Origin of the sequence: Vibrio sp. 10N.222.52.B12, from assembly GCF_002875385.1 — a bacterium.
GTDB lineage: Bacteria > Pseudomonadota > Gammaproteobacteria > Enterobacterales > Vibrionaceae > Vibrio > Vibrio jasicida.
Genome location: NZ_MDAW01000036.1, coordinates 25,382 through 51,034 on the forward strand (window position 1 = coordinate 25,382; position 25,653 = coordinate 51,034).

The following is a 25,653-nucleotide window of genomic DNA, read 5'->3' on the forward strand; positions in this document are numbered from 1 at the left end:
TTATTGAACAGCAAACAGATTTTATGAATTGTAAATTTTTTTAAATTGAGAACGAATCTCACCCTTGATGATCGTATTGATAAATGTCATCACGATAGTAAAGCACACCCTCTTCTAACCATGCCGTTTGATAAATGATATGCACTTGAATGCGTTCACTCAATGGTACGGAGTTATTTGAACGACGTGAGCTTTGACGCTTCTTAGCTAACCGCTCTTCTAAGCCTTGAGTTTTGAACAGCAATTCTGCTAATTGATCGGCATTCTCTACTCTCACACAACCTGAACTATAAGCCCGTCGATCTTGCTGGAACAAGTTTTTACTTGGCGTATCGTGCAAGTAAATCGCTTGTGGATTAGGCATGTTGAATTTGTACAGACCCAATGCGTTGTGCGCACCAGAAGACTGTCGCATGCGGTAAGGGAACGTTCTTGGATTTACGGTTGCCCAGTTGATCGTCGTAGGGTCGATGATCTCACGCGATGTCCAAGAGCGAATAATCTGAATGTTGTGTTCCATCAGGTACATTGGATTACGCTTCACCTTAGGAATGATGTCTTTCACCATGATTTTCCAAGGCACGTTCCATGTAGGATTAAGAATGACGGAATCTAACGTCCCCGTCATGATTGGTGTCTTACGTGACGCTCGCCCAACCACTACCTTCGATTCAAACAGAGCTTGGCCATCATGCCAATAAGTGACCTCATACCCAGGCACATTAACAAATACGACATTGTCACGCTCTTTTGCCCAAATACGAGAGCGCTCAGCATTTAACGCTAATGAATGTAAACGTTGTTGTGGCGAAAAATTAATCCAACGAAGCGTGTTTGGACCAATCACACCGTCTTGTTTTAGGCCATGAATACGCTGAAACTCTTTGACTGCAAGCTCTAGATTTTCATCGTAAAGTGTTGTTTCTGTCTCCAAATGTCCTACGTCAACACCGACAATTTGCATTCGTGCAATCAAACTTGCTTTATCAAACAAGTCGTCACCCACTTTCGCCAAGCGTTGATCTTGTTGATACAAAGGGAACTCAAATTTGGCGTACGTCGACAAGGACGCAAATGCCGTGTTAAACGACTCATCCATTTGTAGGGGGGAACGAAGACCATCAAGAAATTGGCCCATCTTTCCGACAGTGATTTCATTACTCAACAGAGAAAGGGTTTCAATGCTCGGAGCAGGAAGCTTGATGTGGTCTTTGTTTGCGAACAACCAATTGATGCCTTCTTCAGGCACTTGCTCAAGGTAACTAAGATACATGAGCAATGAGTCCGTCATCACAAGATCGAAGTCAAGCTTATCACCTTGTGCTCTAACTTGTTCGATACGACGAAGCTGATCGTCAAACTCTTGAGTTACGTCTGCTAGTGCCACCAAATTCATCTGGAACACTAATCGATCGACATCACTGTCATTTTCCCAATTCAGGCGGTAATTGGTGCTTTGGTAAAGTTGATCAATCACTTCTGGGTAATGGATCATCTTCTCGACTGACAGCTGAGCAACTGCCCCTTCTTGCTCTGTTTGTGCAGAAGCATCGAGAGAAACTACAGTAGAAAAGCTGCAAAACGGCACCATAAGTGCCGTTATTATAAGGAATCTAGCAATCACTGAATCGATCCTTCCGTTGTTTGCCATAAAAAAAGTATGGCAAATATCTCACGGGTTGCAGCTTTAAAATTAAGAATCTGAAGATGAAATCGACAACAAATTTCTCAATAAGCAATTAAGTCATGATCTTTCTAGATAATTCGCGACCAATGGTTATCCCATTGGATGCCGCTAGAGAAGCTTTTTTTTGACTCTAATGGCCGTTGCTCAACCACTTTTCCTGCACCCGAACTCACTCGAAATTCATCGCCATAAATCACGACGCCAGACGCATCCGGCAAGGCATTAAGCTCAACCAACTTGCCGGTAGATTTAGACCAGATTCCATAACAACTACCAGGGGGAGAAGTCGCTAAAATCCATTCATCTGTCGCAGCAATACTCGCCACATAGTGATTGAATCGGGCCCACTCTTCAGGCTCAGCTTGAAGATCTTGCATTTCACCACCACGCGTGTGCATGGCGATCAAGGCTGGATACTCGTCCGGTTCGCCACGATATTGCTGACCACAAAGCACGGTTTCCGCGCCATCATGAGCTAAATGGCGAATACTTAGCTTATGATCTGGTAAAGAAACCTGATCCAATAACTCGCCATCTTGCGAGAGGTAGCTCAATCTAGGTGCCATATTGTCGAGGTTTAACGGTTCACGACCGTTGGTGTGTACTCCACCGACTCCAATCGCTAATGCGCCGTCCGGCATCATGATCACTTCATGAGGCCCAAGGCCAAAGCCCGTTAACTCATCGATCTTTTGATATTGCTTTTGCACATCATAAACACCAATGATCCCACGACTTGTCCCCCTCTCCCCTTCTGTGGCAAATAGCAACGTGCCATCATGGGAGTAAACGCCATGACCATAGAAATGGCGATTCGGTTTTGCTAGCTGCAGTTTGATCATCTGCTCTGAGCGATAGTCAAACACCATGAAGAAAGTACCAGGTCGGCGGCCAAAAACCACGGCATGACCTTGTGGGTTTGTCGCCACACCATGACCACGCTCTGGGATCGGCAATGTCGTAATCGGCATACCGTGTTCATCAGCGACGACAGCTGCAAACTTATCTCGGCCTATGATTGAACAGCCAATCAATGCAGGCTCTCGCGATGTTGTCGAAGCACAACCAAATGGCATAACGGGCGCTGCCGCTCCAAACAGAGCGGCCTTTAATAATGTGCGGCGGGTTTGATCAGTCACCATCGGTAGCATTGAATCCTATTACGACACCAAGTTCGATCGCCACTTCTTCGTGGATCAAGTACTTCAATTGCTCTAGCTTATTGTATTGAGCGAGCACCATGCGATAGCCTTCTTTTGTTTGTAGTGCAGCAAATAAGCTTTTATCTTCTGGCCAAGTTTCTAACGCCATTTCAAACTGATGAACGACACGGTCTGCGAGATCTGCATGGCCTTGCTCTCTCAGTAGCGCATCTAGACCATTTCCGTTAGCAAAGTACAACGCTTCCATCCCTTGAAGGTTGGCTTTTAAGTTTGAAAGCGAGGTCTCTGAACGCCACGATTCTGAAAAATACGGGCGAGGCTTACCAATCTTCGCTAGTGGTCGACTGAGCTTCTTCATGCTGTATTCAAGCTGATTCGACAGAAGAGAAATGTACTCTGACTCCCATTCCGCCATCTCTAATGAATTCCATGGATTTTCTGCCCAAGAATCTGCGATGATCTGTGCTTTCTCATGCAAGTTTTCAGCAATCGCAACGCCAGTTGCACAAGTATTGTTATTGGTAGAAAGTGTCGATGCATTGTCGTAAATCAACCATTCCAACGCCCCCAGACCCTGCACAGTAACGCTTTGTGTCGCAATCTGCTCTGATGTCCATTCTTGTTCAGATTTCGTCAGTACCGACATTTTACGTCCAGTGGTGTTCTTTTTATCTGGCCAAAACTGAACATTCCAACTTTGCTCTAATGCCGTAGCAGGACCGCGCTCTTGGCCTTGAAGTGACATCCAAGACAGCATGGTTTGGTGCCATTGCTGCTTTACTTGAGCATCATTTTTCGACTCTGATGCGCAATAATCTGCGAAACGTTGTTCAAGTTCTGTGCTTTGCGCTAAAAACGTCTGAGCTGATTGAAACTCGACCTCGTACACGCTTTGAGAAATATGACTTGTACTCTCAGGCTTTGCAGAGCTCGAACTAATGGTCGATTGGCAACCAACCAAACTTAACGTTGCGGTAATCGCACTCACTAACAGTGTTTTTTTCATGGTTGCTTCCTTATAGAGAATTCAGAAACGCAATCAATGCATCTCGTTCTTTTTTGTTCAGTGCTAAGACGTTTTGTTTTGCCGTTTCAGCTTCACCGCCATGCCACAACACCGCTTCCATTAGGTTACGAGCACGGCCATCATGTAAGAAGTACGTGTGACCGTTTACTTCTTCGGTATAACCAATGCCCCATAAAGGCGCAGTTCGCCACTCACGGCCGTTTGCTAAGTATTCCGGGCGGTTATCGGCTAAGCCTTCACCCATGTCATGCAGAAGCATGTCTGAGTATGGGTGGATAAGCTGCTTAGAAAGCGCTGGCAATTCAGGTCGTTTCGCCGTTTTTACACTGGTCTTATGGCAGCTTTCACAACCCGATGATGCAAAGATCTGCTGTCCTAGTTGCACTTTCGGATCCTTGACATTGCGACGAATCGGCACCGCCAAGTGCTGGCTGTAAAACTCAACGAAGTCGAGAATATTTTCACTCACTTCTGGTTTGCCGCCATTTGGCATATCGTCACAAATGCTTTGCTTCGAGGTGCAGTTTTCGTTCGGGAATAAATGGCTTGTCAAACCCACATCGCCATTGAATGCCGCCGCATTTTGCTGCATCAACGTCGGTTGTCCTGCTTTCCATCCAAAACGACCAATTGAGAAGTCACCCTTCTCAATGTCCCACACCTTATTTACTTTGCCTGAGATACCATCTTTGTTGGCATCTTGCTCATCAGCCCAAGTAAGTAGCGTTTCGTCAGGAATACTCTCCAACAAACCAAGACCGATCATTGGCGGCGCAACACGCGCGGAAAATTCCGTATCTGGGTGCATGTCACCATAGCCTAATTCGGTAATTTTCAGGTTTGGTTTTCTCAAAACGACTGTCGTTCCATCTTTAAACTGCACCGGAACATCGGTATAGGTAATGTCGATTTTTCCTTCTGGTTTTTGGTCTTGGAGTGCGAAATCTTGTAACTGGCCGCCGTATGTTGGTTCAGGGATTCCGCCGTCTTTGATGAACGCTTTCTTTTGTTCTGGGGTCATTGCAGGAATGCTTAAGCGCACCAGCATAGACACCGCATGTAAATCGTCTTTTTCTGGTGGATGACCACGGCCATCTTTGATGTGACAGTTCTGACAACCATTAGTGTTAAAAAGCGGGCCTAAGCCATCACGAGCATCTGTTGACGCTGGCGCTTGTACCCAAGGGTTACGAAAAAAGCTGTTACCTACACTGAAATCGAGGCGCTTACTCATCGGCAAGTTGGCAGCAGGAAGAGAATAAGCATTCGCGCCGTCTTTTTTAACACTGGTTTTGCCACCAGACTTAACATCGTAAGCCATGGCAGAAGAAGAAAGGAGCGCGGCTAGCGCAGAAATTAGGTATGGCTTCATATCATTGCTCTACATATACAACAAGGGTGATAACAACGAGCTCAAACGGCAAAAGGGCTCACAAAGAGCCCTTATTTATTATGGTTATGAACGATTAAAACTCGTGGTCAGCAGTATCAGGGCTTAGGCTGTCGATGCCGACAATGTTTGCCGCTCGCTCAATCGCACCGGTCTGGGCTACCAACGACATGATGGTGTCGTTTACCAGCGCGTTGCCTTGTGCGTTGCCCGCTGCAATCAATTGATCGAAGTGCTGGTTGTTCTTCTCAGCAGACGTTACTAATTCACCAACTTGGCTACGAGTCATGTCAAACTGCTTTTGGATCTCTTTCGCTGCTTTTTGATCTTTTTGAGCAACAAGATCAGCGATACTTGGACCAGACAATTCTTTACCGTTTACACCTTTGTAGGTACCAGTGTAAACGTTGTAGATACCTTGCTCATTGTAGTAGTGAGAGTTATGCGTGTTATCTGAGAAACAATCGTGCTCGTCTTCTGTCGAGTTCGCTTCTAGTGCCACCTTCATACGCTCACCCGCCAGCTCACCTAGAGAAAGAGAACCCATACCGAATAGCATTTTGCGTAGACCATTTTCAGCCGAGCCAGCAAGTAGCTCTTCGCGGTAGTTGCCTTTCAATTCTGCAGACCACTGTTTTTCCATCCACTCAAGGTCTTGAACTAGCAGATCAGCAGCGGCTTTTAGATACTCGCCGCGACGGTCACAGTGACCGTTAGTACATTCAGATCCCACAACAAAATCTGTGTAAGCACGTTGACCAGCACCTGCGTTAGTGCCGTTTAAGTCTTGGCCCCATAATAAGAACTCAATCGCGTGGTAACCAGAAGCCACGTTTGCTTCCGAGCCGCCAACTTCGTTCAAGTCCGCAATTAATTCTGGTGTAATTTTTGATACATCGAGTTTAGACGCACCAATCTGTAGGCTTGTATTGGCAATAATGTTAGCAGAGGCGCCTTCGTTGCCTAATTCGTATTGGTAATCTGTCGCAACGTAATCGATCAGCCCTTCATCCAGTGGCCATGCATTTAGCTGGCCTTCCCAATCATCAACGACTGCGTTACCAAAACGGAAAACTTCAGACTGTTGGTAAGGAACGCGAGAATCGAGCCAAGCTTGTTTTACTTCTTCAAGCTTTTTCGCTGATGGTGATTTTAGGAATTCGTCGATTTTTACATCCAGCGCTTTCGCTGTTGTTACTGAATCAGCAAACACAGCATGGGCAACGTCCGCGTAATGTTCGACAACTTGTTGTTTAGTTACTGTAGCAGCAACGGTAGAACCACTGGCAATGAGGAGTGATGCAGCAATAGATTGGACTAAAACTTTTTTTGCATTCATCTGAAGCATCCTTGTTGAGCATTTTAATTATCGTATTGGTAGTGCTAATTATTCTTATTTGCACTTTAGTCCCGAGATAATACAAATTTACAATTTATTTGCAACTCCAGATACAAAAAAAGCCTCATAATAATGAGGCTTTTCACGTGCTTTATTGTCAATTTTATCTTTATAATTAAACCTTTAGGTTGTGTTTCCCGTGAGAAACTTTTGCCTTCAGGTAATTTTCATTGCCATCTTTGATGTGTGCAGAAGTGTTGACAACTTCTGAAATTTCGATTCCGTATTCCGATAACTCACGGATCTTCTTAGGATTATTCGTTACCAAACGAATCTTGCTAACACCCAATGCTTCTAGCATTTGTGCTGCTTCTGTGAAGTCACGCAGGTCATCATCGAAACCTAAATGATTATTCGCTTCGTAGGTATTCATGCCCTGACTTTGAAGACGGTATGCATCAATCTTGTTATAAAGACCGATACCGCGGCCTTCTTGACGTAGGTATAGGATAATGCCACCTGATTCGCCCATTCGATTGATGGTCTCTTCTAGTTGCTCACCGCAGTCACAGCGTGAAGAGTGGAACACATCGCCAGTCAGACACTCAGAGTGCATACGCACTAAAGGCATATCCTGCGTTTGATCCGCTTGTTTAAAGATAATTGCTACATGCTCTTTATCTGTCTTTAGGCCATGGAAAGACAGGATTTCGGCATCTATGTTGCTGTTAGCCCCGACTTTAAAATCTACTCTGGCACGTACTTCCGCCATATCTACACTCACTCGATTTATTGCTTGATGCATTTTCGTTATCGCATTCATGGGATTGCTCTCATTTGCTCTTCAACTATGGGGATTGATACCGCATTTTTCAATGTTGAGATCACAACGAGGCGTACTCTTATTCTAGCAACAGCGAGAATTCATAGCGAAAATGATCCCCAACTGCCGACTTTACATTTGTTATAGTATAACATTTACAGCTAACTACAATAAAAAAACCCCAGACAAATTTGCCTAGGGTTTAAAGTCGCTAAGTTTGAATCGGTTTAATGAGTTTGGCTTCGCTTCCATACAGCGAGCTCAATCCAAACGGCTTCGAGTTCTTGAATTTCCTCGTCGGTTAAGACGGCGAGAGACGAAGTGACTTGTGGCAGCTTCGGTGACTGCAATGCACGAATCTGCGAATAAAAGTCCTTTTTTAATTGCGATATAACTGAATCCACTGCGTACACCTTTCGTTCTTTTATTATTTCTCCAGCTCATTTTTATGGTCTGCTATTCACTGGAGCCTTCATAAATTCTGCAAAATGATAACATTCTGCTTGTTATGTGCACAATTTATTTTTAATAGTGGAATTATCATCACATTAATTACGTTTTGTCATTCGGATCGAATATAAGACAAAAAAGATCAAAAATAGCGCAGGAAAGATCCACAACAATGCTGTGGAATAATTAAACGGCGGCTGATAAAGAACAATATTCCCATATCTTGCAACTAAATATTCTTTGACCGCTTGTTCACTACTCCCCTCATTCACCATCGTGTAGACCTTTAAACGTAAGTCTTTTGCCGCTGGGGCATTTGATTCAACAAGGTTTTGATTTTGGCATTGAGGACAGCGTAATGTCTTGGCTAGAGCGGTTGCCTGTTGTTGCACTTCAACAGAATGAAACTGAAATAGATCAACATTCTGCTTAATGTCTTCCGCTTTCACTAAAGATGAAAATAACGTAAAAGCCAACAAACAGGCGAGTAGATAATTAAATCGAAACATCAAAATACTCCGAAAATATATCATTCCATTTATCTTTAGTGAGCTCTCCACGATATTTGATCAACACGATTCCATTTTGATCAATCAAGTAAGTTTCTGGTGTACCTATTACACCAAGTTCAACAGCAAGCTTTCCATTGGGATCACTGATCACCTCTTTATATGGATTTCGTTTAAAGCTCAAATATTCACGAGCAGCTTGTTTTTGGTCTCGATAATTCAAACCAATGATGGGTACACCCTGCTCTGCTAATAGAAGTAATTCATCGTGCTCACTCTTGCATATTCCACACCAAGAAGCCCAAATATTCAGCAATTTATAACCTTCGCTTTTAAACACGGTTTGGTTTACTTCCTTTTCAGAAAGCAATGATATCGAGGTAAAGCTAGGAATCACCAACTTGCGCTGCTCAGACAATTCAACATTGGGCCTGTCAGACAGAGCGGTTGCCGTAAGAGCAGCAAACAAAGCCACAACGCTAACAAGAAATAACAACTTAAGCGTATTCTTCGACACCATGTGCCACCTTTTTTCTTTTGTTCGCGAGTGTCATTAACGCACCAAATACTGCGATTAGCCCACCACTCCAAATCCACCAGATACCGGCTCGATACTGAAGTTTAATTGCATAGGCATTGGAATCTACTTTATCGCCTAGCGTGACATAGTAGTCTCCATGCCACAATGAACGAATGGCTGGCTCGGTCATATTCATAACTCGAACTGGATAATGGCGTTTTTCCGGTTGAAGGGACAAGGTACGACCATCTTCCAAATGAAGATAAATACTCGCTCGTTCTGCGGTGTAATTTGGACCAATTACCCACTCAATGCCATGATAATCAATACTCACGTCTGAACGTTGGTGCGAGCTCTCAGGCTCAACTCGCAAATGATATTCATAAGAATAGTCACTGTTTATCACCGCCCCAGTTGCGGCGAGGGCAAAACCAATATGTGCCATTACCATAGGAACCGGCGTCACCTTAGTCTCAGACGTTAATATCAGCAAAAAATGGGCGACCACAACCCACACCGCTAACATAATCGTGATCAAACTGGTTGTACGCACGCTTTCAACCGAGAAAACAAACACGAAAGCAGAGCTCACCACTGCCAACATAGCAATCAAGGCAAAGATAAAAGCATTTTTATCCGCTCCCTTTTGCCAACTGAGCAAAGGAATAATCGCCATTACGCCCAATGCTAATAATGACAATGGGAATAGCAAGCTGTTGAAGTAAGGAGCACCAACGGAAATATTACCAAGTCCTAACAGTTGGTAGACCATCGGGTAGAACGTACCCAAGAAAACAATCGCTGTAGTAATGACGAACAAGCCTATCGCAACGTAAGTCAAGTATGCTCGGCTAAGAAGAGAAACTAGCTTAATAGCTTTGATGCCGTCACCTCGAACGATAAGTATCCCAAAAGTGACCACGAGCAACAGACTCAACACCGCCAGCAGTAATAAGCCTTTGGTTGGATCAACCGCAAAAGCATGCACCGAGGTAAGAACCCCAGAGCGCACAATGAATGTTCCCAAAATACTCAAACTAAAAGTCGCAAATGCCAACGCATAGGTACTCCATAGAGCACTTTTATGTCTTTGAGCTAGAACTCCGCTGTGTAACAGTGCGGTTCCGGTTAACCATGGTAATAATGAAGCGTTCTCTACTGGGTCCCAGAACCACCAACCGCCCCACCCTAACTCGTTGTAAGCCCACCAAGAGCCAACCAAAATACCGACAGTGAGTGTCCCCCAAGCAAAGAAAGCGGCACGACGAGCAATCCCGTACCATTCACTCAGAGGACATTTACCCAGCAAAGCAGCTAAAGCAAAGGCCAATATCGCGGCATAACCGACATAACCTAAATAAAGCAGTGGTGGATGAATAATAAGCCCAATGTCTTGCAACATCGGATTCAAGTCTCGTCCTTCTGTAGCTAGGACTTGAGCGTATTCAAAGGGGTTAGAAGTTGTTAATGTGAACCACGCAAAGACGGCTATTAACACGTTCATGATGCCTAAGCAGTCACCTGTATATTGCGTACTAATAGGAGATTTGAACGCAATAAATGACGCCCACACGCTAAGCGTTACCACCCAAAACAGCATCGAGCCTTGATGCCCTCCCCATGCGGCAGCAACCTTAAAAGCGACTGGCAAATGGCTATTAGAGTGAGCTATGACATATTCAAGAGCGAAGTTGTCTTTAATGAAACAAAGAACAAGAAGCAATAGACAGATAACGGAAGCTAAACTGATGATGTGCGACGTGGCAATTTGATGTGTTAACGCCACGTTCTTTCCGATAGCACGTCGAAACCAGTGCAACAATGCTGCGCTGCTGGACGCCATGACCACCAATACCAGTAAGAAAAACCCCAATTCAGCTTCCATTTTACCTCCTTATACAACCGTCATTTGGCCTGCATAAAGGATGAACGTACGTAGCATGAGTACACCGACCAAGCTCAAAGTGGTAACGACAAAGACATAACTGCCTTTATGGCGCACTTCTGAAGGTATCAGCCAGTTCATGGTAAGAGGTGTTAGCATACCTATTAGTACTACACCAACCCAGAACCACTGCGCCCAAAAGCCACTGGATATCGCGTTCCACGCAGCTGCTTCATTTTGCCCTCCACTGAAGATTAAGCCCGTGAAAAATGTCACCAATACGAACAATTCGAACAACACCACTGGGCGTTCAAACCCGTGAACCCAAGACACGCTCGGGCTGCTAGTCGGTTCTTTAAAGACGAGAATTCCGAACATCAAGCAAGCCGCTGCGCCAGAAGACAAGCTCGAGAACAAGAATAAAATAGGCAGCACTGGGTTGTTAAGCATTGGGTAGGTCTTCAATGCAGACAGTAAGAAGCCGGTGTATGCAGCTAAGACTATCGCTAAAAATCCCAGAAAAAGTTCTATGGCGTTGTTGCCTTTACCTAACTTAATAAGCAGACCATCAACAAAGTCCAGTAGCTTACTTGGCAGCTTTCCTTCACAGAAGTTGATGATAGGATGGCGGAAAATTACGCCGATCCAGGCAAACAACACAATCATGTACACTTGGAACAGGATAACGCCCATCGACATCACGGAAGTCGGATTGTAGTAAATCATGATCTTCCAAAACTCTAGCGGTTTAGTTAGGTGGAAAATCAGAATAACCAAACCAGCAATGATACCAAATGGCGCCAACCAAGCCATGGCCTTCATGATGCCGTTATTTGCTGGGTCACCCTCGATGACTTTACGTTTTAGATAGATGGCAATCATCACCGCACCAGCGGACATACCCGCTAAGAACAAATAGATCGCGATAATCCAATCCCAGACTAACGAGTCAAAGTGGAAAGCACTTTCAAAGCCGTTCATGATGACACCTCCCCTTTGCTATGCGGAATTTTATACAGCTTAGGTTGCGTACCTAGGTGCGATTTATCCCGGTAAACAACGTGGCCTTCTATCGCTTTGCTCACTTCACTCGTCGGATCGTTCAAATCACCAAATATCAGTGCCTTCGTCGGACAAGACTCCACACAAGCTGGCTGTTTACCTTGCGCTAAATTGGTATCGCGACAGAAATTACATTTATCTGCAGAGTGGTCAACAGGGTTGAAAAAGCGCACTTGGTAAGGGCAGGCCGCTAAGCAATAACCACAGCCGACACATTTCTCTTTGTGCACATCGACGATGCCTGTCGTTTCGTCTTTATATGCAGCACCTGTTGGACAAACATACACACAAGGTGGGTTATCACAGTGCTGGCAAGATTCACGAGTGAATTGGTATTCCACATCAGGGAATTCCCCTATCGGCTCTCCTCGATGAATTTTAAGACGAGTCACACCTTCCGGAACATTATTCACTTCACGACACGCATCAGTACACGCGGTGCAACCAATACAAGCCGTTTCATCGTGTACCATACCTAAACGTTTAGCTCGCTCACTGTCACTGGCATAAAGAGAAGAGCTCACAACGGAAGTGCCTGCAACGCCTGTGGTCAAAATCAGTGCGCCGCTACCGGCTAAGAAATTTCTTCTAGAACATTTCATGCTATCTCTCCTCCTCTTTTGCGAGTTCAGGCTCGATGGCAAATTCAGAGTGACAGTCGACACATTGCTTAATCAGTTCTTTACGGTCGTATGCCAGCGCTTTGGCTTTCGCAGCATGCACATCATGACAATTTGAACACGTCAGGTTTTTCGCGTGTACATCATGCGTCCAGTGACTTTCACGTAACTTCAACGGTGTATGACAATCCACACATTGACTATTGGCTTTAAGGATTAAACTTGGATCAAGAAAGACTTTATCGTGAACGGCTTTAGATTGTGCTGCGGAGAACTTAATCACCTCCGAAGCACCTTCACGGTGATCGGGTCCGATATTACTATGACAATTCGTGCAGTTGAGCTGTTTGCCCTGGCTTAATAGAGCTTGCGGGTCATGCGATAGATTCAGAGTATCTTTGGCGTCCTTATGACACTGGAGACATTTATAGTCTCTGTCACGGATTAATTCGACTTGATGGCGCTCGGTTTGAGCACCTTCAACTGGCTCTGAAGAAGTCGCATGGGCGGCGATGGAAAAACCATAGACGGCAAAGATGAAGAGAAGTTTCAACATTGTCTCTATGGCCAATTTTATATTGCCCATATTTTCTTTCCTTAGCTCTTAAATAAGTGATAATTATTCTCAATTATTTATTTGAGCGACAATTAATTTCCTCTGAAGATATTTTTAACATCTTCAAATGACATCAATTCTTATTTCAGAAAGCCACAACGCTAAACCTATATTTATAATACCTCTATTATTCATAAGAGGTAGAGACAACCGTTCAAAAAGCGAGCTTAATCACCCTATTTTTAAAATGGTTAAAAAGCTAACCCCTTATCAAACAAAGCATTGATGACTACCCCTTTAGGGTTATATAAATTCAAACATGATTGAGATCACTGGTATAAATTGATCTAAAACAAAACAAGTTCCGCTCACTATTTCATCTATTTAATTAAGCCATATTATAAACAGTAGATCTCCGATTCTTATTTGGAATAGCTTCTCACAACGCTGCTAATAAAAATGAATATGGAGATAACACCGTGAGCATAAAACACTGGATGAGCACACCTATCGCGGTTGCGACCTTATTCGCCAGCCAATTATTTTTGGTCGGCGCTCCGTTGGCGGCGGAAGATAAAGGTCTCATCGATCCACGCAATGACGCCTTCGAACAAAACCATCCTGACCAATACCATTCTTGGAAAGCGACATCTGAAAGCGAACATATTGAAGATGCACTCGGAGAAGACCCTAATATGGTCATTCTTTGGGCTGGCTATGGCTTCGCTAAAGACTACAATAAGGCTCGCGGGCACTTTTACGCTCTCGATGATGTTCGTCAAACACTTCGCACTGGTGCTCCCACCGATGAAAAATCAGGTCCCATGCCAATGGCGTGTTGGAGCTGTAAGAGCCCAGATGTCGCACGTGTGATTGATGAACGAGGTGAAGATGGGTATTTCGAGGGAAAATGGGCACGCTTGGGCTCAGAAATCGTAAATCCTATTGGCTGCTCTGACTGTCACGATACTCGCTCTGAGGAGTTCAAAAATGGCGAGCCAGCACTTGCGGTCACTCGCCCGTATGTTGAGCGAGCTTTTGATACGATTGGCAAAAAATTTGATGAGCAATCCCGCCTCGATCAACAAGCCTCTGTTTGTGCACAATGCCACGTTGAATACTACTTCACAGGCCCAACAAAAGCGGTCAAATTCCCTTGGGATATGGGAACTTCAGTAAACGACATGGAGAAGTATTACGACGCACTAAACTTCAAAGATTGGACGCATGCCGTTTCTAAAGCACCCATGTTAAAAGCACAACACCCTGGTTACGAAACTTGGCGAGAAGGCATCCACGGTAAGAACAAAGTAGTTTGTGTAGACTGCCACATGCCGAAAGTAACCAAAGAAGATGGCACTGTGTATACCGATCATAAAGTCGGTAACCCATTTGATCGCTTTGATGATACGTGCGCGCAATGCCACACTCAAACAAAAGAGCAGCTACAGGGCATCGTTTCAACACGTAAGGCGCAAGTATTGAACATGAAGCTAACCGCCGAGAAACAAATCGTTGCTGCACACTTTGAAGCAGGAGCGGCTTGGGATGCCGGTGCAACAGAAGAAGAAATGCAACCAATCTTACAAGACATCCGTCACGCACAATGGCGTTGGGACTATGCAATAGCGTCTCACGGTGTCCACATGCATGCACCTGAAGTTGCGCTCGAAGTGCTCGGTACCGCCGTTGACCGTGCTGCGGATGCGCGTACTAAACTTGTTCGTCTACTTGCGAAGAAAGGCATTACCGAACCAGTACAGATCCCGGACATCTCCACTAAAGCGAAAGCGCAGCAAGCACTCGGTATGGACATGGAGAAAATGAACGCCGATAAGAAAGACTTCTTGGAAACCATTGCTCCAGATTGGGATAAGGCTGCAGCCGAACGCGAAGCCACGTACTAATTAAACTTACAGATATGGTTAAATAGATACGACAAGGGGCGCACAGTACGCCCCTTTCTTTATTTCTTCATCCTCAATCTTATCGAGAGATAAAAATTAGATTCACTAGCGACGAGGAAGCCTCGGCCTAGGTTGGATATTTGGACGTGCTTTAGGCATCTGCACATTTGGACGAGCAACTGGTCGCTGGATTTTCGTTTCCGGTAATGCTTTTCTTTGTTGAACCTTTTCTTTCACGGCTTTGTCTTGTAAAGCTGCAGGCTCAATACGCTCCGGGCGATTTTCCCACTTGGTTTGAATCTCCTGCTTTTGTTCTTCAGGAAGCGATTGCCAATGGTCGTCTAACTGACGCTTCATATTGTCAATATTGGCGGACATATCATCGTCCTTCCAATCTTCTACCTTGTCTTTAATCGATTGCTGTTGGTCTTCATCTAAGCCATTCCACCATTCTTCGAGCTTCTCTTTGTATTCATCGTCGTTGTCGCAACAACCCGGGTAGTAATAAATCCAGTAGTCGTCATGATCGTACCACCAAGGATCATAGTAACCTGAAGAATAATAAACCGAAGAGGAAGAGCCAGAATGATCGGAAGAGCTACAACCCGCCAATATAGAGCCGCACAGCAAAACCAATATGCTCAGTGCTTTATTTTTCATTCGTTGCCCACCTTTCCCTCTACTGCTTATTAAATTGTACGCCTACAACAGCTCTTTTGCTTTGTTGATAGAGTTAATGATTTGCACTCTATCTAAGTTTGGATCATTAGAATCTAATAATAGTACCCAAGTATCAATGGCTTCCTGAAAGCGGAATGACAAAAAATGGTCATTTGCGATCAAAGACAAAGCCGCTTCATTGTGAGGTTCAAGTTGTAGCGCTTGTTCAAGCAACAAACCCACTTCATCCGTCATTGCTTGCTTATGAATGTAATACAGGGTCGTCGCTTTAGCGGCAAGCTGAGTAGCACTGACTGGGTCAGTCAATTGGATCGCGTAGTCGAAACAAATAAGAGCACCATCAAACTCTCCTTCGAGCAAATAGCCCTGCCCTAGCTGGAACCAAAGCTCGGCATTATTAGGCTCCTCCCGAAGTTGGGTTTGAATCTCTTCCATGATGTCGCGAGTGGTCATCATGCGTGACATTTCGGCTTGAATCGGCGGTGGCGGCGGTTGTCGAAATAGCAAAAAGCCAGCGGTCGTCAGAACGAAAACTAATACGCAAAAACCAAACCATTTTGCCGGTTTTATTCGAGACGCGCTCAAGGACAACAAGACGATGAACAAACCCATCAACGTAATGGCAACAAAAAACCAAACAGACATAACACGACCTATCGGAGAATGTACGCACAGTTTACTGGTTTATGATTTGAATTGCGGTGATACAAATACAAAAAAGCCGAGCATTTAGCTCGGCTTTCACATTTAGCTATGAAGGTGAAGATTATTCTTCTTCAGAGCCTTCTTCTGCGTCATCTGCTTTTGGCGCTTCAGGTGCTTGTTGCTCTGCATTCACTTCTGTCGTTTCGGCTGCTTCTTCGCCTTCAGGCAATTCAACTTCTTCAACTTCATCGATACGCTGTAGGCCAACCACTGATTCGTCTTCTGCTGTACGGATCAGAGTCACACCTTGAGTGTTACGACCAACTTGGCTAACTTCTGCAACACGTGTACGAACTAGAGTACCAGCGTCGGTGATCATCATCATCTCATCGCCTTCTTCTACTTGTACCGCACCAACTACTGGACCGTTACGTTCAGAAACCTTGATAGACACAACGCCCTGAGTTGCACGACCTTTCGTTGGGTATTCTGCTAGTTCAGTACGTTTACCATAACCATTTTGAGTAACGGTTAGGATGTCACCTTCGTTCGATGGAACGATCAGAGAAACCACTTGGTCATCGTCTGCTAACTTCATACCGCGAACACCCGCCGCTGTACGACCCATTGCACGTACTTTGTCTTCGCTAAAGCGAACCACTTTACCTGCTTTAGAGAACAGCATGATGTCACTATCGCCGTTGGTGATATCAACACCAATTAGCGAGTCATCATCACGCAAGTTAACAGCGATTAGACCGTTTGAACGTACGTTTGCAAACTGGTTCAGTGGGGTCTTCTTAACCGTACCGTCACCCGTTGCCATGAAGATAAATTTCTCTGGAGAGAACTCATCAACAGGAAGGATTGCAGTAATACGCTCGCCTTCCTCTAGCGGAAGGATGTTTACGATCGGCTTACCACGAGCAGTGCGAGTTGCATGCGGCAATTGGTAAACTTTCAGACGGTAAGTCTTACCACGAGTAGAGAAACATAGGATGTTATCGTGAGTATTTGCAACAAGTAGACGCTCGATGAAGTCTTCATCTTTCATCTTCGTTGCACTCTTACCTTTACCACCACGACGCTGAGCTTCGTAGTCGCTTAGAATTTGGTACTTAACGTAACCTTCGTGAGACAGAGTCACAACCACGTCTTCACGAGCAATCAGCTCTTCCATGTCAATGTCATGGGTTGCTGCTGTGATTTCTGTACGACGAACATCACCGTAACTATCACGAACTGCTTCTAATTCTTCGCGGATCACTTCCATTAGACGCTCAGTGCTTGCAAGGATATGCATTAGCTCTGCAATTTCTTCTAGAAGTGCTTTGTATTCATCAAGAATCTTCTCGTGCTCTAGACCGGTTAGGCGGTGTAGACGAAGTTCTAGGATTGCTTGCGCTTGAGTTTCAGTTAGGTAGTACAGACCATCACGGATACCGTATTGATCTTCTAGCCATTCTGGACGAGCTGCATCAGTACCAGCACGCTCAAGCATTGATGCTACGTTACCAAGATCCCAACCACGCGATACCAAGCCAACTTTTGCTTCTGCTGGTGTTGGTGCGTTTTTGATCAACTCAATAACTTCATCGATGTTTGCAAGAGCAAGAGACAGTGCTTCAAGGATATGAGCACGTTCACGCGCTTTGCGTAGTTCGAAGATAGTACGACGAGTTACAACTTCACGACGGTGGTCAACGAAGCACTTCAACATGTCTTTTAAGTTGAATAGCTGTGGTTGGCCGTTGTTTAGCGCAACCATGTTGATACCGAAAGTGGTTTGAAGCTGAGTTTGTGCGTAAAGGTTGTTTAGTACAACTTCACCCACTGCATCGCGCTTACATTCAATAACAATACGCATACCGTCTTTATCCGACTCGTCGCGCAGTGCACTGATGCCTTCTACTTTCTTATCTTTCACTAGCTCAGCGATCTTTTCGATCAAGCGAGCTTTGTTTACCTGGTAAGGGATTTCAGTGACGATGATGGTTTCTTTACCATTCTTCTCCACTTCGATGTCCGCTTTTGAACGCATGTAGATTTTGCCGCGACCAGTTTTGTACGCGTCTACGATGCCTTTACGACCGCTGATAAGTGCTGCCGTAGGGAAATCAGGACCAGGAATGTAATCCATCAGTTCATCAATGGTGATTTCTTCATTATTGATGAATGCAAGACAGCCATCGATCACTTCGCCAAGGTTGTGTGGCGGGATGTTGGTTGCCATACCTACCGCGATACCAGAAGCACCGTTTACCAATAGGTTAGGAATTTTCGTTGGAAGAACCGCTGGGATTTGCTCCGTACCATCGTAGTTAGGTACGTAGTCCACGGTTTCTTTATCTAGGTCAGCCAGAAGCTCGTGGGCAATTTTCGCCATACGTACTTCGGTATAACGCATTGCCGCAGCAGAGTCGCCATCGATCGAGCCAAAGTTACCTTGACCATCGACCAGCATGTAACGAAGTGAGAACGGCTGAGCCATACGTACGATTGTGTCGTACACAGCACTATCACCGTGTGGGTGATATTTACCGATTACGTCGCCGACAACACGGGCTGATTTTTTATATGGTTTGTTCCAATCGTTGCCTAGTACGTTCATCGCGAATAAAACGCGGCGGTGTACTGGTTTTAGGCCATCACGCACATCTGGAAGAGCACGACCCACGATTACTGACATCGCGTAGTCTAGGTATGAACCTCTAAGCTCATCTTCAATGTTTACGGGCGTGATCTCTTTAGCTAAATCGCTCATAGAGCCATTATCCCTCTATTATCTGATCGTAATTACGATACGTGTAAGGTGCAAAAATATAACACACAATTCATCAACGGGGCATCACTTTCCCGCTCCTTTTATCAGGTTGTGAGCTTCGTTATGAGTTAAATGAAGAGAATTTGCACATTCATCCCATATCTTTCTGAAAACTGACTACATTTCCACCAACGTCGTTCAAAAATCTCCCCTGTAGCGATTGTGAGAAAAGAAGCAGTTTTAACGTATCGTACCATTGGAGTATAATCTCGCCTTCCAAAGGACTATTAGCGAAGCGATATAACTATCATGACTAAAGCACAAAACGTCGACCCTAGTGAAATTAAGAAATTCGAAGAGATGGCTTCTCGTTGGTGGGATTTAGAGGGCGAGTTCAAACCTCTTCACCAAATTAACCCGCTTCGCTTGAACTATGTCCTAGACAAAGCCGATGGCCTGTTTGGGAAGAAAGTACTCGATGTTGGCTGCGGTGGTGGCATCCTTGCCGAGAGTATGGCAAAAGAAGGCGCCGTAGTTACCGGGCTAGATATGGGTAAAGAGCCTCTCGAAGTTGCTCGTCTTCATGCGCTTGAAACAGGCACCAAGTTGACTTACATCCAAAGCACGATTGAAGACCATGCAGAAGAAAATGCGGGGTCTTACGATGTCGTCACTTGTATGGAAATGCTTGAGCACGTGCCAGCCCCGCTTTCGGTTATCCGGTCGTGTGCAGCACTTGTGAAACCTGGTGGCCATGTCTTCTTCTCTACACTAAACCGCAACATCAAATCTTACTTGTTTGCGATTGTGGGTGCTGAAAAACTATTAAAGATTGTTCCTGAAGGCACGCACGACCATGAAAAGTTCATCAAGCCAGCAGAAATGATGAAGATGATAGACCAAACTGACCTAACAGAAATGGGCATCACCGGCTTACATTACAACCCGCTAAACGACAGTTACAAACTAGGCCGTAATGTGGATGTAAACTACATCGTGCACACTCAGAAGTATTGATAATGTCACCATCTCGCCAAGAGATATCCTTTCATTAAAATATGAAATTAAGTGAAAAGCGGTAGCATAAATGCACCGCTTTTTTTGTCATATTCTGTATAAAAATAGTGCTCTAGATTCCATTTTGACCAATCTATTTTTAACAGACAAAAACTATCAAAGATCAAGGAAAATATTTTTACATGCGGTTATTTATGAACCGATCTGAAAAACGTAATTTTCCCCATTCAAGTCCGCCCTTTTCTCATCGGTTAGTGTTCACTTACTGATTTTTTTATTTTGTTAGTTATCCACAAGTCATCCCAAACCTGTGCCTTGAAAAATTGGGGTAACAGCACTATCTTGTAACTCGAAAACAAATTAACCCCTATATGTTGTGTTTAAGCTACAATATATAGATAGACTTTGATCACAAAGCCGCCGCAAATTTTACAAGTTTTGCACATAAACAAACAAAAACACGGCTTTTATCAGTTTTCTTAGGGAAATAAAGCAGAATGAACCAACAACTTACCGTCACCAAGCGTGATGGCCGTAAAGAAACTATCGATCTGGAAAAAATCCATCGCGTTATCACTTGGGCTGCCGAAGGTCTTAACAACGTTTCAGTATCTCAAGTAGAACTCCGTGCTCACATCCAGTTTTACGACGGCATCACCACGTCAGATATCCATGAGACGATGATCAAGTCTGCCGCAGACCTGATTTCAGAAGAAACACCGGACTACCAATACCTAGCTGCTCGCCTAGCGGTATTCCACCTACGTAAAAAAGCATACGGCCAATACGAGCCGCCAACGCTATACAATCACGTAGCTCGTCTTATTGATATGGGTAAGTACGATCAGCACATTCTGGAAGACTACACAAAAGAAGAACTAGACGAACTTGATGCGTACCTAGACCACAAACGCGATCTAGACTTCTCTTACGCTGCTGTAAAACAGCTAGAAGGTAAGTACTTCGTACAGAACCGTGTATCTGGCGAGATCTACGAAAGTGCTCAGTTCCTATACATCCTAGTTTCAGCTTGTCTGTTCGCAAATTACCCGAAAGAAACACGCCTTGATTACATCAAGCGTTTCTACGATGCGACATCGACATTTAAGATTTCTCTACCTACACCGATCATGTCTGGTGTACGTACTCCTACTCGTCAGTTCAGCTCATGCGTGCTGATCGAGTGTGGTGATAGCCTTGATTCTATCAACGCAACGGCGAGCTCAATCGTACGTTATGTATCTCAACGTGCTGGTATCGGTATCAACGCAGGTCGTATCCGTGCGCTAGGTTCTGAAATCCGTGGTGGTGAAGCATTCCACACTGGTTGTATCCCATTCTACAAATACTTCCAAACTGCAGTGAAATGTTGTTCTCAAGGTGGTGTTCGTGGTGGTGCTGCGACGGTGTTCTACCCACTATGGCACGGTGAAGCTCGTTCACTGATGGTTCTTAAGAACAACCGTGGTGTTGAAGAGAACCGTGTTCGTCACATGGATTACGGTGTTCAGTTAAACAAACTGATGTACCAACGCTTGGTAGAGGGTGGCAACATCACGCTGTTCTCACCATCTGACGTACCAGGCCTATATGACGCATTCTTCGAAAACCAAGAAGAATTTGAACGTCTATACGTGAAATACGAGAACGATCCTTCAATCAAGAAAGAGACCGTTAAAGCGATTGAAATGTTCACTCTGCTAATGCAAGAGCGTGCATCAACGGGTCGTATCTACATTCAGAATGTAGACCACTGTAACACTCACAGCCCGTTCGACTCAGAAGTCGCGCCAGTTCGTCAATCAAACCTATGTTTAGAGATCGCACTGCCAACTAAGCCTCTGAAGAACGTTGAAGATGACTCAGGCGAGATCGCACTATGTACGCTTTCTGCGTTCAACCTTGGTGCAATCAAATCTCTTGATGATTTCGAAGAGCTATCTGAACTTGTAGTCCGTGCACTAGATGCACTACTTGATTACCAAGATTACCCACTACCAGCAGCATACAAGTCGACAATGAACCGTCGTACGCTGGGCGTTGGTGTTATCAACTACGCATACTACCTAGCGAAGAACGGTGTTAAATACTCTGACGGCAGCGCGAACGGTCTAACGCACCGTACATTCGAAGCGATTCAATACTACCTATTGAAAGCATCGGTAGCACTTGCGAAAGAACAAGGTAAGTGTCCTTCGTTCCACGAAACGAACTACGCGAAAGGCTTATTACCAATCGACACTTACAAGAAAGACATCGATCTTATCTGTGAAGAAGAACTCCATTACGACTGGGATAGTCTACGCAAAGAAATCGTTGAACACGGTCTACGTAACTCAACACTGACTGCGCTGATGCCATCAGAGACTTCTTCTCAAATTTCAAACGCAACAAATGGTATTGAACCACCACGTGGTTATGTATCAGTAAAAGCATCGAAAGACGGTATCCTGAAGCAAGTTGTGCCTGATTTCACTGAGCTGAAAGACAACTATGAGCTGCTTTGGAACATCGGTTCTAACGACGGTTACTTGCATCTTGTGGGTATCATGCAGAAATTCGTTGACCAAGCGATCTCAGCTAACACAAACTACGACCCATCAGGTTACGAAACTGGCAAGGTTCCAATGAAGAAGCTTCTTCAAGACCTGCTAACTGCGTATAAGTTTGGTGTGAAGACACTTTACTACCATAACACTCGTGATGGCGCGAAAGACGACCAGAAAGACGCAGTTCAACCACAAGATGATGATTGTGCAGGCGGCGGTTGTAAGATTTAATCTTCCCCACTGAACAATACGTAAAAACAGACTATCGAACGCCTCCCCTCTTGGGGAGGTCTAAAAGGAATTGAGGCATTATGGCTTACAGTACTTTTAACCAGAACAAAAATGACCAGCTAAAGGAACCAATGTTCCTTGGTCAATCCGTGAACGTTGCTCGTTACGACCAACAAAAATTCGAAATTTTCGAAAAGCTAATCGAAAAACAATTGTCTTTCTTCTGGCGTCCAGAAGAAGTTGACGTGTCAAGCGATCGCATCGATTACAACAAGCTACCAGATCATGAGAAGCACATCTTCATCTCAAACTTGAAGTACCAAACGCTTCTAGATTCAATCCAAGGTCGTAGCCCGAACGTAGCACTACTTCCGCTTGTTTCTTTGCCAGAGCTAGAAACATGGATTGAGACTTGGTCTTTCTCTGAAACGATCCACTCTCGTTCATACACGCACATCATCCGTAACATCGTGAATGATCCAAGTGTTGTATTCGATGACATCGTTGAAAATGAGCATATCCTAAAGCGCGCGAAAGACATTGCACACTACTATGATGATTTGATCCAAGCGACAAATGACTACCACCGCTACGGTGAAGGCGAGCACGTTCTAAATGGCGAAACGGTTAAAGTTAGCCTGTACGACTTGAAGAAGAAATTGTACGTGTGCTTGATGTCAGTAAACGCACTAGAAGCCATCCGCTTCTACGTAAGTTTTGCTTGTTCATTCGCTTTCGCAGAGCGTGAGCTGATGGAAGGTAACGCGAAAATCATCAAGCTGATCGCACGTGATGAAGCCCTTCACCTGAACGGCACGCAACACATGATCAACTTGCTACGCAACGGCCAAGATGACTTCACATTCATGCAAATCGCTGAAGAAGCAAAACAAGACTGTTTTGATCTTTTCAAAGAAGCGGCTGAGCAAGAAAAAGAATGGGCAGAGTACCTATTTAAAGACGGTTCAATGATCGGTTTGAACAAAGATATCCTGAGCCAATACGTTGAGTACATCACCAACATCCGTATGCAAGCGGTAGGTCTACCAATGGCATACCCAGAAGCAACAACGAACCCTATCCCATGGATCAACGCTTGGTTGTCATCGGATAACGTTCAAGTAGCGCCACAAGAAGCAGAGATTTCTTCTTACCTTGTTGGTCAAATTGACAACGAAGTAAGCGCAGACGACTTCGAAGGATTTGAGCTGTAATGCCAACCATCAAAATCAACAAACTCGTCAGCATTGAGTCTAACCCATCCAATACTATTTTGGAGACGATGGAGCAAGCTGGACTGTTACCAGAATATAACTGCCGAGACGGCCACTGTGGTGCTTGTCGCTGCAAGTTAGAATCTGGTGAGGTAGAGTATGTAGGTTTTGCAATGGCTTACACTCAGCCAGATGAGATTCTGCCTTGTATTTGCAAAGCGAAATCCAGTGTTTCGCTTGGTGGCGTAAACTATGCGATGAAAGAAAAACGCGCATAAGCTTAGCTCTAACAAATACAAAAAAGCCAAGACAATCATCTTGGCTTTTTACTATGTAAATTGGGCAGTCTGCCATTAGCCTAAAGCGCACTACTTGGAATGTGCATTTCTTTGACTTTCTCTAAGAAAGCGTATTGTGCAGACATTGGCTTGCGTTCCAAATAACGACGTAGCATATCTAGTGCCGCCGCACTGATGACTTTCACTTGGTCGTCACGTTGGTATTTTCTCGATAACTTATACAACGCGCCCCACTCTCCCGTTGAAGTGGAAAGTGCGACAGAGAAAACGCCCTCATCAAGCTTACCTGTGACTAACGCTAAATCAGTACCACACTTCTCACGCGTCGCACCCGCCAACGCAAACGTCGCCGCTAACGGATCACCTTCATCAGTAATGGTTTGGCTCTGCGCTGAGAGCACCCATCCATGTCCAAATTGTTTTTCGACGTTCTCATCACCATTGAGCCAATAAGTTAAATGCCCGGCACTGCTCTTCTCAGAAACCGATAAGGTTAACCCTTTCTCCACCAGCAAGTGGCCGACGTGATCAACCATTGGTGTGTCAACGCTCACCGTGTTGCTCTCAAGGTGCTTGTGAATGAGCTGCATGAGCTTCATACGCTGCTCTAGTTGATTAGATGGCCCAAACAGCTTCACTTCAATAAAAGGCAAATAAGAGCGGTAGCCAAGCTCATAACCTTGCGGCAATTTCATTTGATCGAGCTTGTCAGAAATACCAGATTCAGAGAGACCAAAGGTATAAATTCGACTGCATGACGAGCTTTCGATTTCAGGAAACTGTTTTTTTAAATCAGGCAGAATCTGCGCCTCTGCCATCAACTTAAATTCACTTGGCACACCAGGGGTAAAATAGAAAACCGCATCATTGATCAGCATCTTAAAACCACAAGCGGTGCCGATTGGGTTATCTACGATTTCTGCCGTCTCTGGCAACATCGCTTGCTTGAGGTTGCTGTCTGGCATTGGGATACCACGACGAGCGTACATCGACTCCAGATTCTCTAACCAATCTTTGAACAGTACTAACTTACATTCGGCGGCTTTTGCCGCTGCCGCGGCGCTCATGTCATCTGTAGTTGGGCCCAAACCTCCATTAACAATAACAACATCGTTGTTAAAGCTAAGCATGAGAAATTCTTCAATAAGGCTCGACTGTTTATCTCCGACCGTCGAGCGCTTGGTTAAGCCAAATCCATGTTGATAAAACAAGCTCGACAACCAAGCTGCATTCGTATCAACAATATCACCGTGAAGCACTTCTTCTCCGGTACTAAGCATCGCAATTTTCACAACTGACTCCTGGAAATAGGCAA

The 25,653-nt window shown here is 44.7% G+C and carries 22 protein-coding genes; 5 read left to right on the top strand and 17 right to left on the bottom strand.

The window, feature by feature from the left end:
* Window positions 1-58 precede the first annotated feature (58 nt).
* The 13 genes from BCT11_RS02165 to nrfB all read right to left on the bottom strand — a co-directional run bounded on the left by BCT11_RS02165 (window position 59) and on the right by nrfB (window position 13,061).
* The gene (locus BCT11_RS02165; protein ID WP_038876084.1) at window positions 59-1,651 is read right to left on the bottom strand and encodes a L,D-transpeptidase family protein; all 1,593 of its coding nucleotides are present in this window, start codon (window positions 1,649-1,651) and stop codon (window positions 59-61) included.
* A gap of 104 nt (window positions 1,652-1,755) precedes the next feature.
* On the bottom strand, window positions 1,756-2,838 hold the full coding sequence (locus BCT11_RS02170) for a DUF1513 domain-containing protein (RefSeq protein ID WP_102386960.1): 1,083 nt from the start codon (window positions 2,836-2,838) through the stop codon (window positions 1,756-1,758).
* Window positions 2,819-3,856: an imelysin family protein gene (locus BCT11_RS02175; protein WP_102386961.1), complete on the bottom strand. Its 1,038-nt coding sequence runs from the start codon at window positions 3,854-3,856 to the stop codon at window positions 2,819-2,821. Before BCT11_RS02175 ends, BCT11_RS02170 begins: the two co-directional genes overlap by 20 nt.
* Window positions 3,857-3,866: 10 nt before the next feature.
* Window positions 3,867-5,249 (bottom strand): di-heme oxidoredictase family protein, encoded by a 1,383-nt coding sequence (locus BCT11_RS02180; protein ID WP_061035863.1) that lies wholly within the window; start codon window positions 5,247-5,249, stop codon window positions 3,867-3,869.
* Window positions 5,250-5,343: 94 nt separating this feature from the next.
* A complete protein-coding gene (locus tag BCT11_RS02185; protein ID WP_102386962.1) occupies window positions 5,344-6,606 on the bottom strand; it encodes an imelysin family protein in 1,263 nt (420 codons plus the stop codon).
* Window positions 6,607-6,781: 175 nt separating this feature from the next.
* On the bottom strand, window positions 6,782-7,429 hold the full coding sequence (gene ribA, locus BCT11_RS02190) for a GTP cyclohydrolase II (RefSeq protein WP_196298756.1): 648 nt from the start codon (window positions 7,427-7,429) through the stop codon (window positions 6,782-6,784).
* 227 nt (window positions 7,430-7,656) lie between these two features.
* Window positions 7,657-7,833, bottom strand: a complete 177-nt coding sequence (locus BCT11_RS02195) for a hypothetical protein (RefSeq protein ID WP_038871948.1) — start codon at window positions 7,831-7,833, stop codon at window positions 7,657-7,659.
* A 144-nt stretch (window positions 7,834-7,977) separates the two neighbouring features.
* Window positions 7,978-8,388 (bottom strand): heme lyase NrfEFG subunit NrfF, encoded by a 411-nt coding sequence (gene nrfF, locus BCT11_RS02200; protein WP_102386963.1) that lies wholly within the window; start codon window positions 8,386-8,388, stop codon window positions 7,978-7,980.
* Entirely contained in the window at window positions 8,375-8,908 is a 534-nt protein-coding gene (locus tag BCT11_RS02205) for a DsbE family thiol:disulfide interchange protein (RefSeq protein WP_038876074.1), read from the bottom strand. The genes nrfF and BCT11_RS02205 overlap by 14 nt, the downstream gene beginning before the upstream one ends.
* A complete protein-coding gene (nrfE, locus tag BCT11_RS02210) occupies window positions 8,886-10,793 on the bottom strand; it encodes a heme lyase NrfEFG subunit NrfE (protein ID WP_102386964.1) in 1,908 nt (635 codons plus the stop codon). The genes BCT11_RS02205 and nrfE overlap by 23 nt, the downstream gene beginning before the upstream one ends.
* A gap of 9 nt (window positions 10,794-10,802) precedes the next feature.
* On the bottom strand, window positions 10,803-11,774 hold the full coding sequence (nrfD, locus tag BCT11_RS02215; RefSeq protein WP_042605896.1) for a cytochrome c nitrite reductase subunit NrfD: 972 nt from the start codon (window positions 11,772-11,774) through the stop codon (window positions 10,803-10,805).
* Window positions 11,771-12,457 (bottom strand): cytochrome c nitrite reductase Fe-S protein, encoded by a 687-nt coding sequence (nrfC, locus tag BCT11_RS02220; RefSeq protein WP_039977595.1) that lies wholly within the window; start codon window positions 12,455-12,457, stop codon window positions 11,771-11,773. The genes nrfD and nrfC overlap by 4 nt, the downstream gene beginning before the upstream one ends.
* 1 nt (window position 12,458) lies before the next feature.
* Window positions 12,459-13,061: a cytochrome c nitrite reductase pentaheme subunit gene (gene nrfB, locus BCT11_RS02225; protein WP_039977596.1), complete on the bottom strand. Its 603-nt coding sequence runs from the start codon at window positions 13,059-13,061 to the stop codon at window positions 12,459-12,461.
* A 449-nt stretch (window positions 13,062-13,510) separates the two neighbouring features.
* Here nrfB and nrfA point away from each other — a divergent pair, with 449 nt between their 5' ends.
* Window positions 13,511-14,938: an ammonia-forming nitrite reductase cytochrome c552 subunit gene (gene nrfA / locus BCT11_RS02230; protein WP_038871812.1), complete on the top strand. Its 1,428-nt coding sequence runs from the start codon at window positions 13,511-13,513 to the stop codon at window positions 14,936-14,938.
* A gap of 105 nt (window positions 14,939-15,043) precedes the next feature.
* Here nrfA and BCT11_RS02235 read toward each other — a convergent pair whose 3' ends face one another.
* The 3 genes from BCT11_RS02235 to gyrA form a co-directional block, all read right to left on the bottom strand.
* Complete coding sequence (locus tag BCT11_RS02235) at window positions 15,044-15,598, bottom strand: hypothetical protein (protein WP_039977597.1); 555 nt, start codon at window positions 15,596-15,598, stop codon at window positions 15,044-15,046.
* Window positions 15,599-15,640: 42 nt separating this feature from the next.
* Window positions 15,641-16,264, bottom strand: coding sequence for a tetratricopeptide repeat protein (locus BCT11_RS02240; protein ID WP_042602730.1), 624 nt, complete (start codon window positions 16,262-16,264; stop codon window positions 15,641-15,643).
* A 121-nt stretch (window positions 16,265-16,385) separates the two neighbouring features.
* A complete protein-coding gene (gyrA, locus tag BCT11_RS02245; protein WP_042605893.1) occupies window positions 16,386-19,028 on the bottom strand; it encodes a DNA gyrase subunit A in 2,643 nt (880 codons plus the stop codon).
* A 309-nt stretch (window positions 19,029-19,337) separates the two neighbouring features.
* On the opposite strand from gyrA, the gene ubiG reads away from it, so the two are divergent.
* The 4 genes from ubiG (at window position 19,338) to yfaE (ending at window position 24,317) form a co-directional block, all read left to right on the top strand.
* On the top strand, window positions 19,338-20,045 hold the full coding sequence (ubiG, locus tag BCT11_RS02250) for a bifunctional 2-polyprenyl-6-hydroxyphenol methylase/3-demethylubiquinol 3-O-methyltransferase UbiG (RefSeq protein ID WP_102386965.1): 708 nt from the start codon (window positions 19,338-19,340) through the stop codon (window positions 20,043-20,045).
* A 497-nt stretch (window positions 20,046-20,542) separates the two neighbouring features.
* Window positions 20,543-22,825, top strand: coding sequence for a class 1a ribonucleoside-diphosphate reductase subunit alpha (nrdA, locus tag BCT11_RS02255; protein WP_038871826.1), 2,283 nt, complete (start codon window positions 20,543-20,545; stop codon window positions 22,823-22,825).
* Window positions 22,826-22,905: 80 nt separating this feature from the next.
* A complete protein-coding gene (gene nrdB / locus BCT11_RS02260; protein ID WP_038871828.1) occupies window positions 22,906-24,039 on the top strand; it encodes a class Ia ribonucleoside-diphosphate reductase subunit beta in 1,134 nt (377 codons plus the stop codon).
* Window positions 24,039-24,317, top strand: a complete 279-nt coding sequence (yfaE, locus tag BCT11_RS02265; protein WP_102386966.1) for a class I ribonucleotide reductase maintenance protein YfaE — start codon at window positions 24,039-24,041, stop codon at window positions 24,315-24,317. Before nrdB ends, yfaE begins: the two co-directional genes overlap by 1 nt.
* Before the next feature lie 80 nt (window positions 24,318-24,397).
* Here the strand turns inward: yfaE and BCT11_RS02270 are convergent, their stop codons facing one another.
* The gene (locus BCT11_RS02270) at window positions 24,398-25,630 is read right to left on the bottom strand and encodes a CinA family nicotinamide mononucleotide deamidase-related protein (protein ID WP_102386967.1); all 1,233 of its coding nucleotides are present in this window, start codon (window positions 25,628-25,630) and stop codon (window positions 24,398-24,400) included.
* Between the last annotated feature and the right edge of the window lie 23 nt (window positions 25,631-25,653).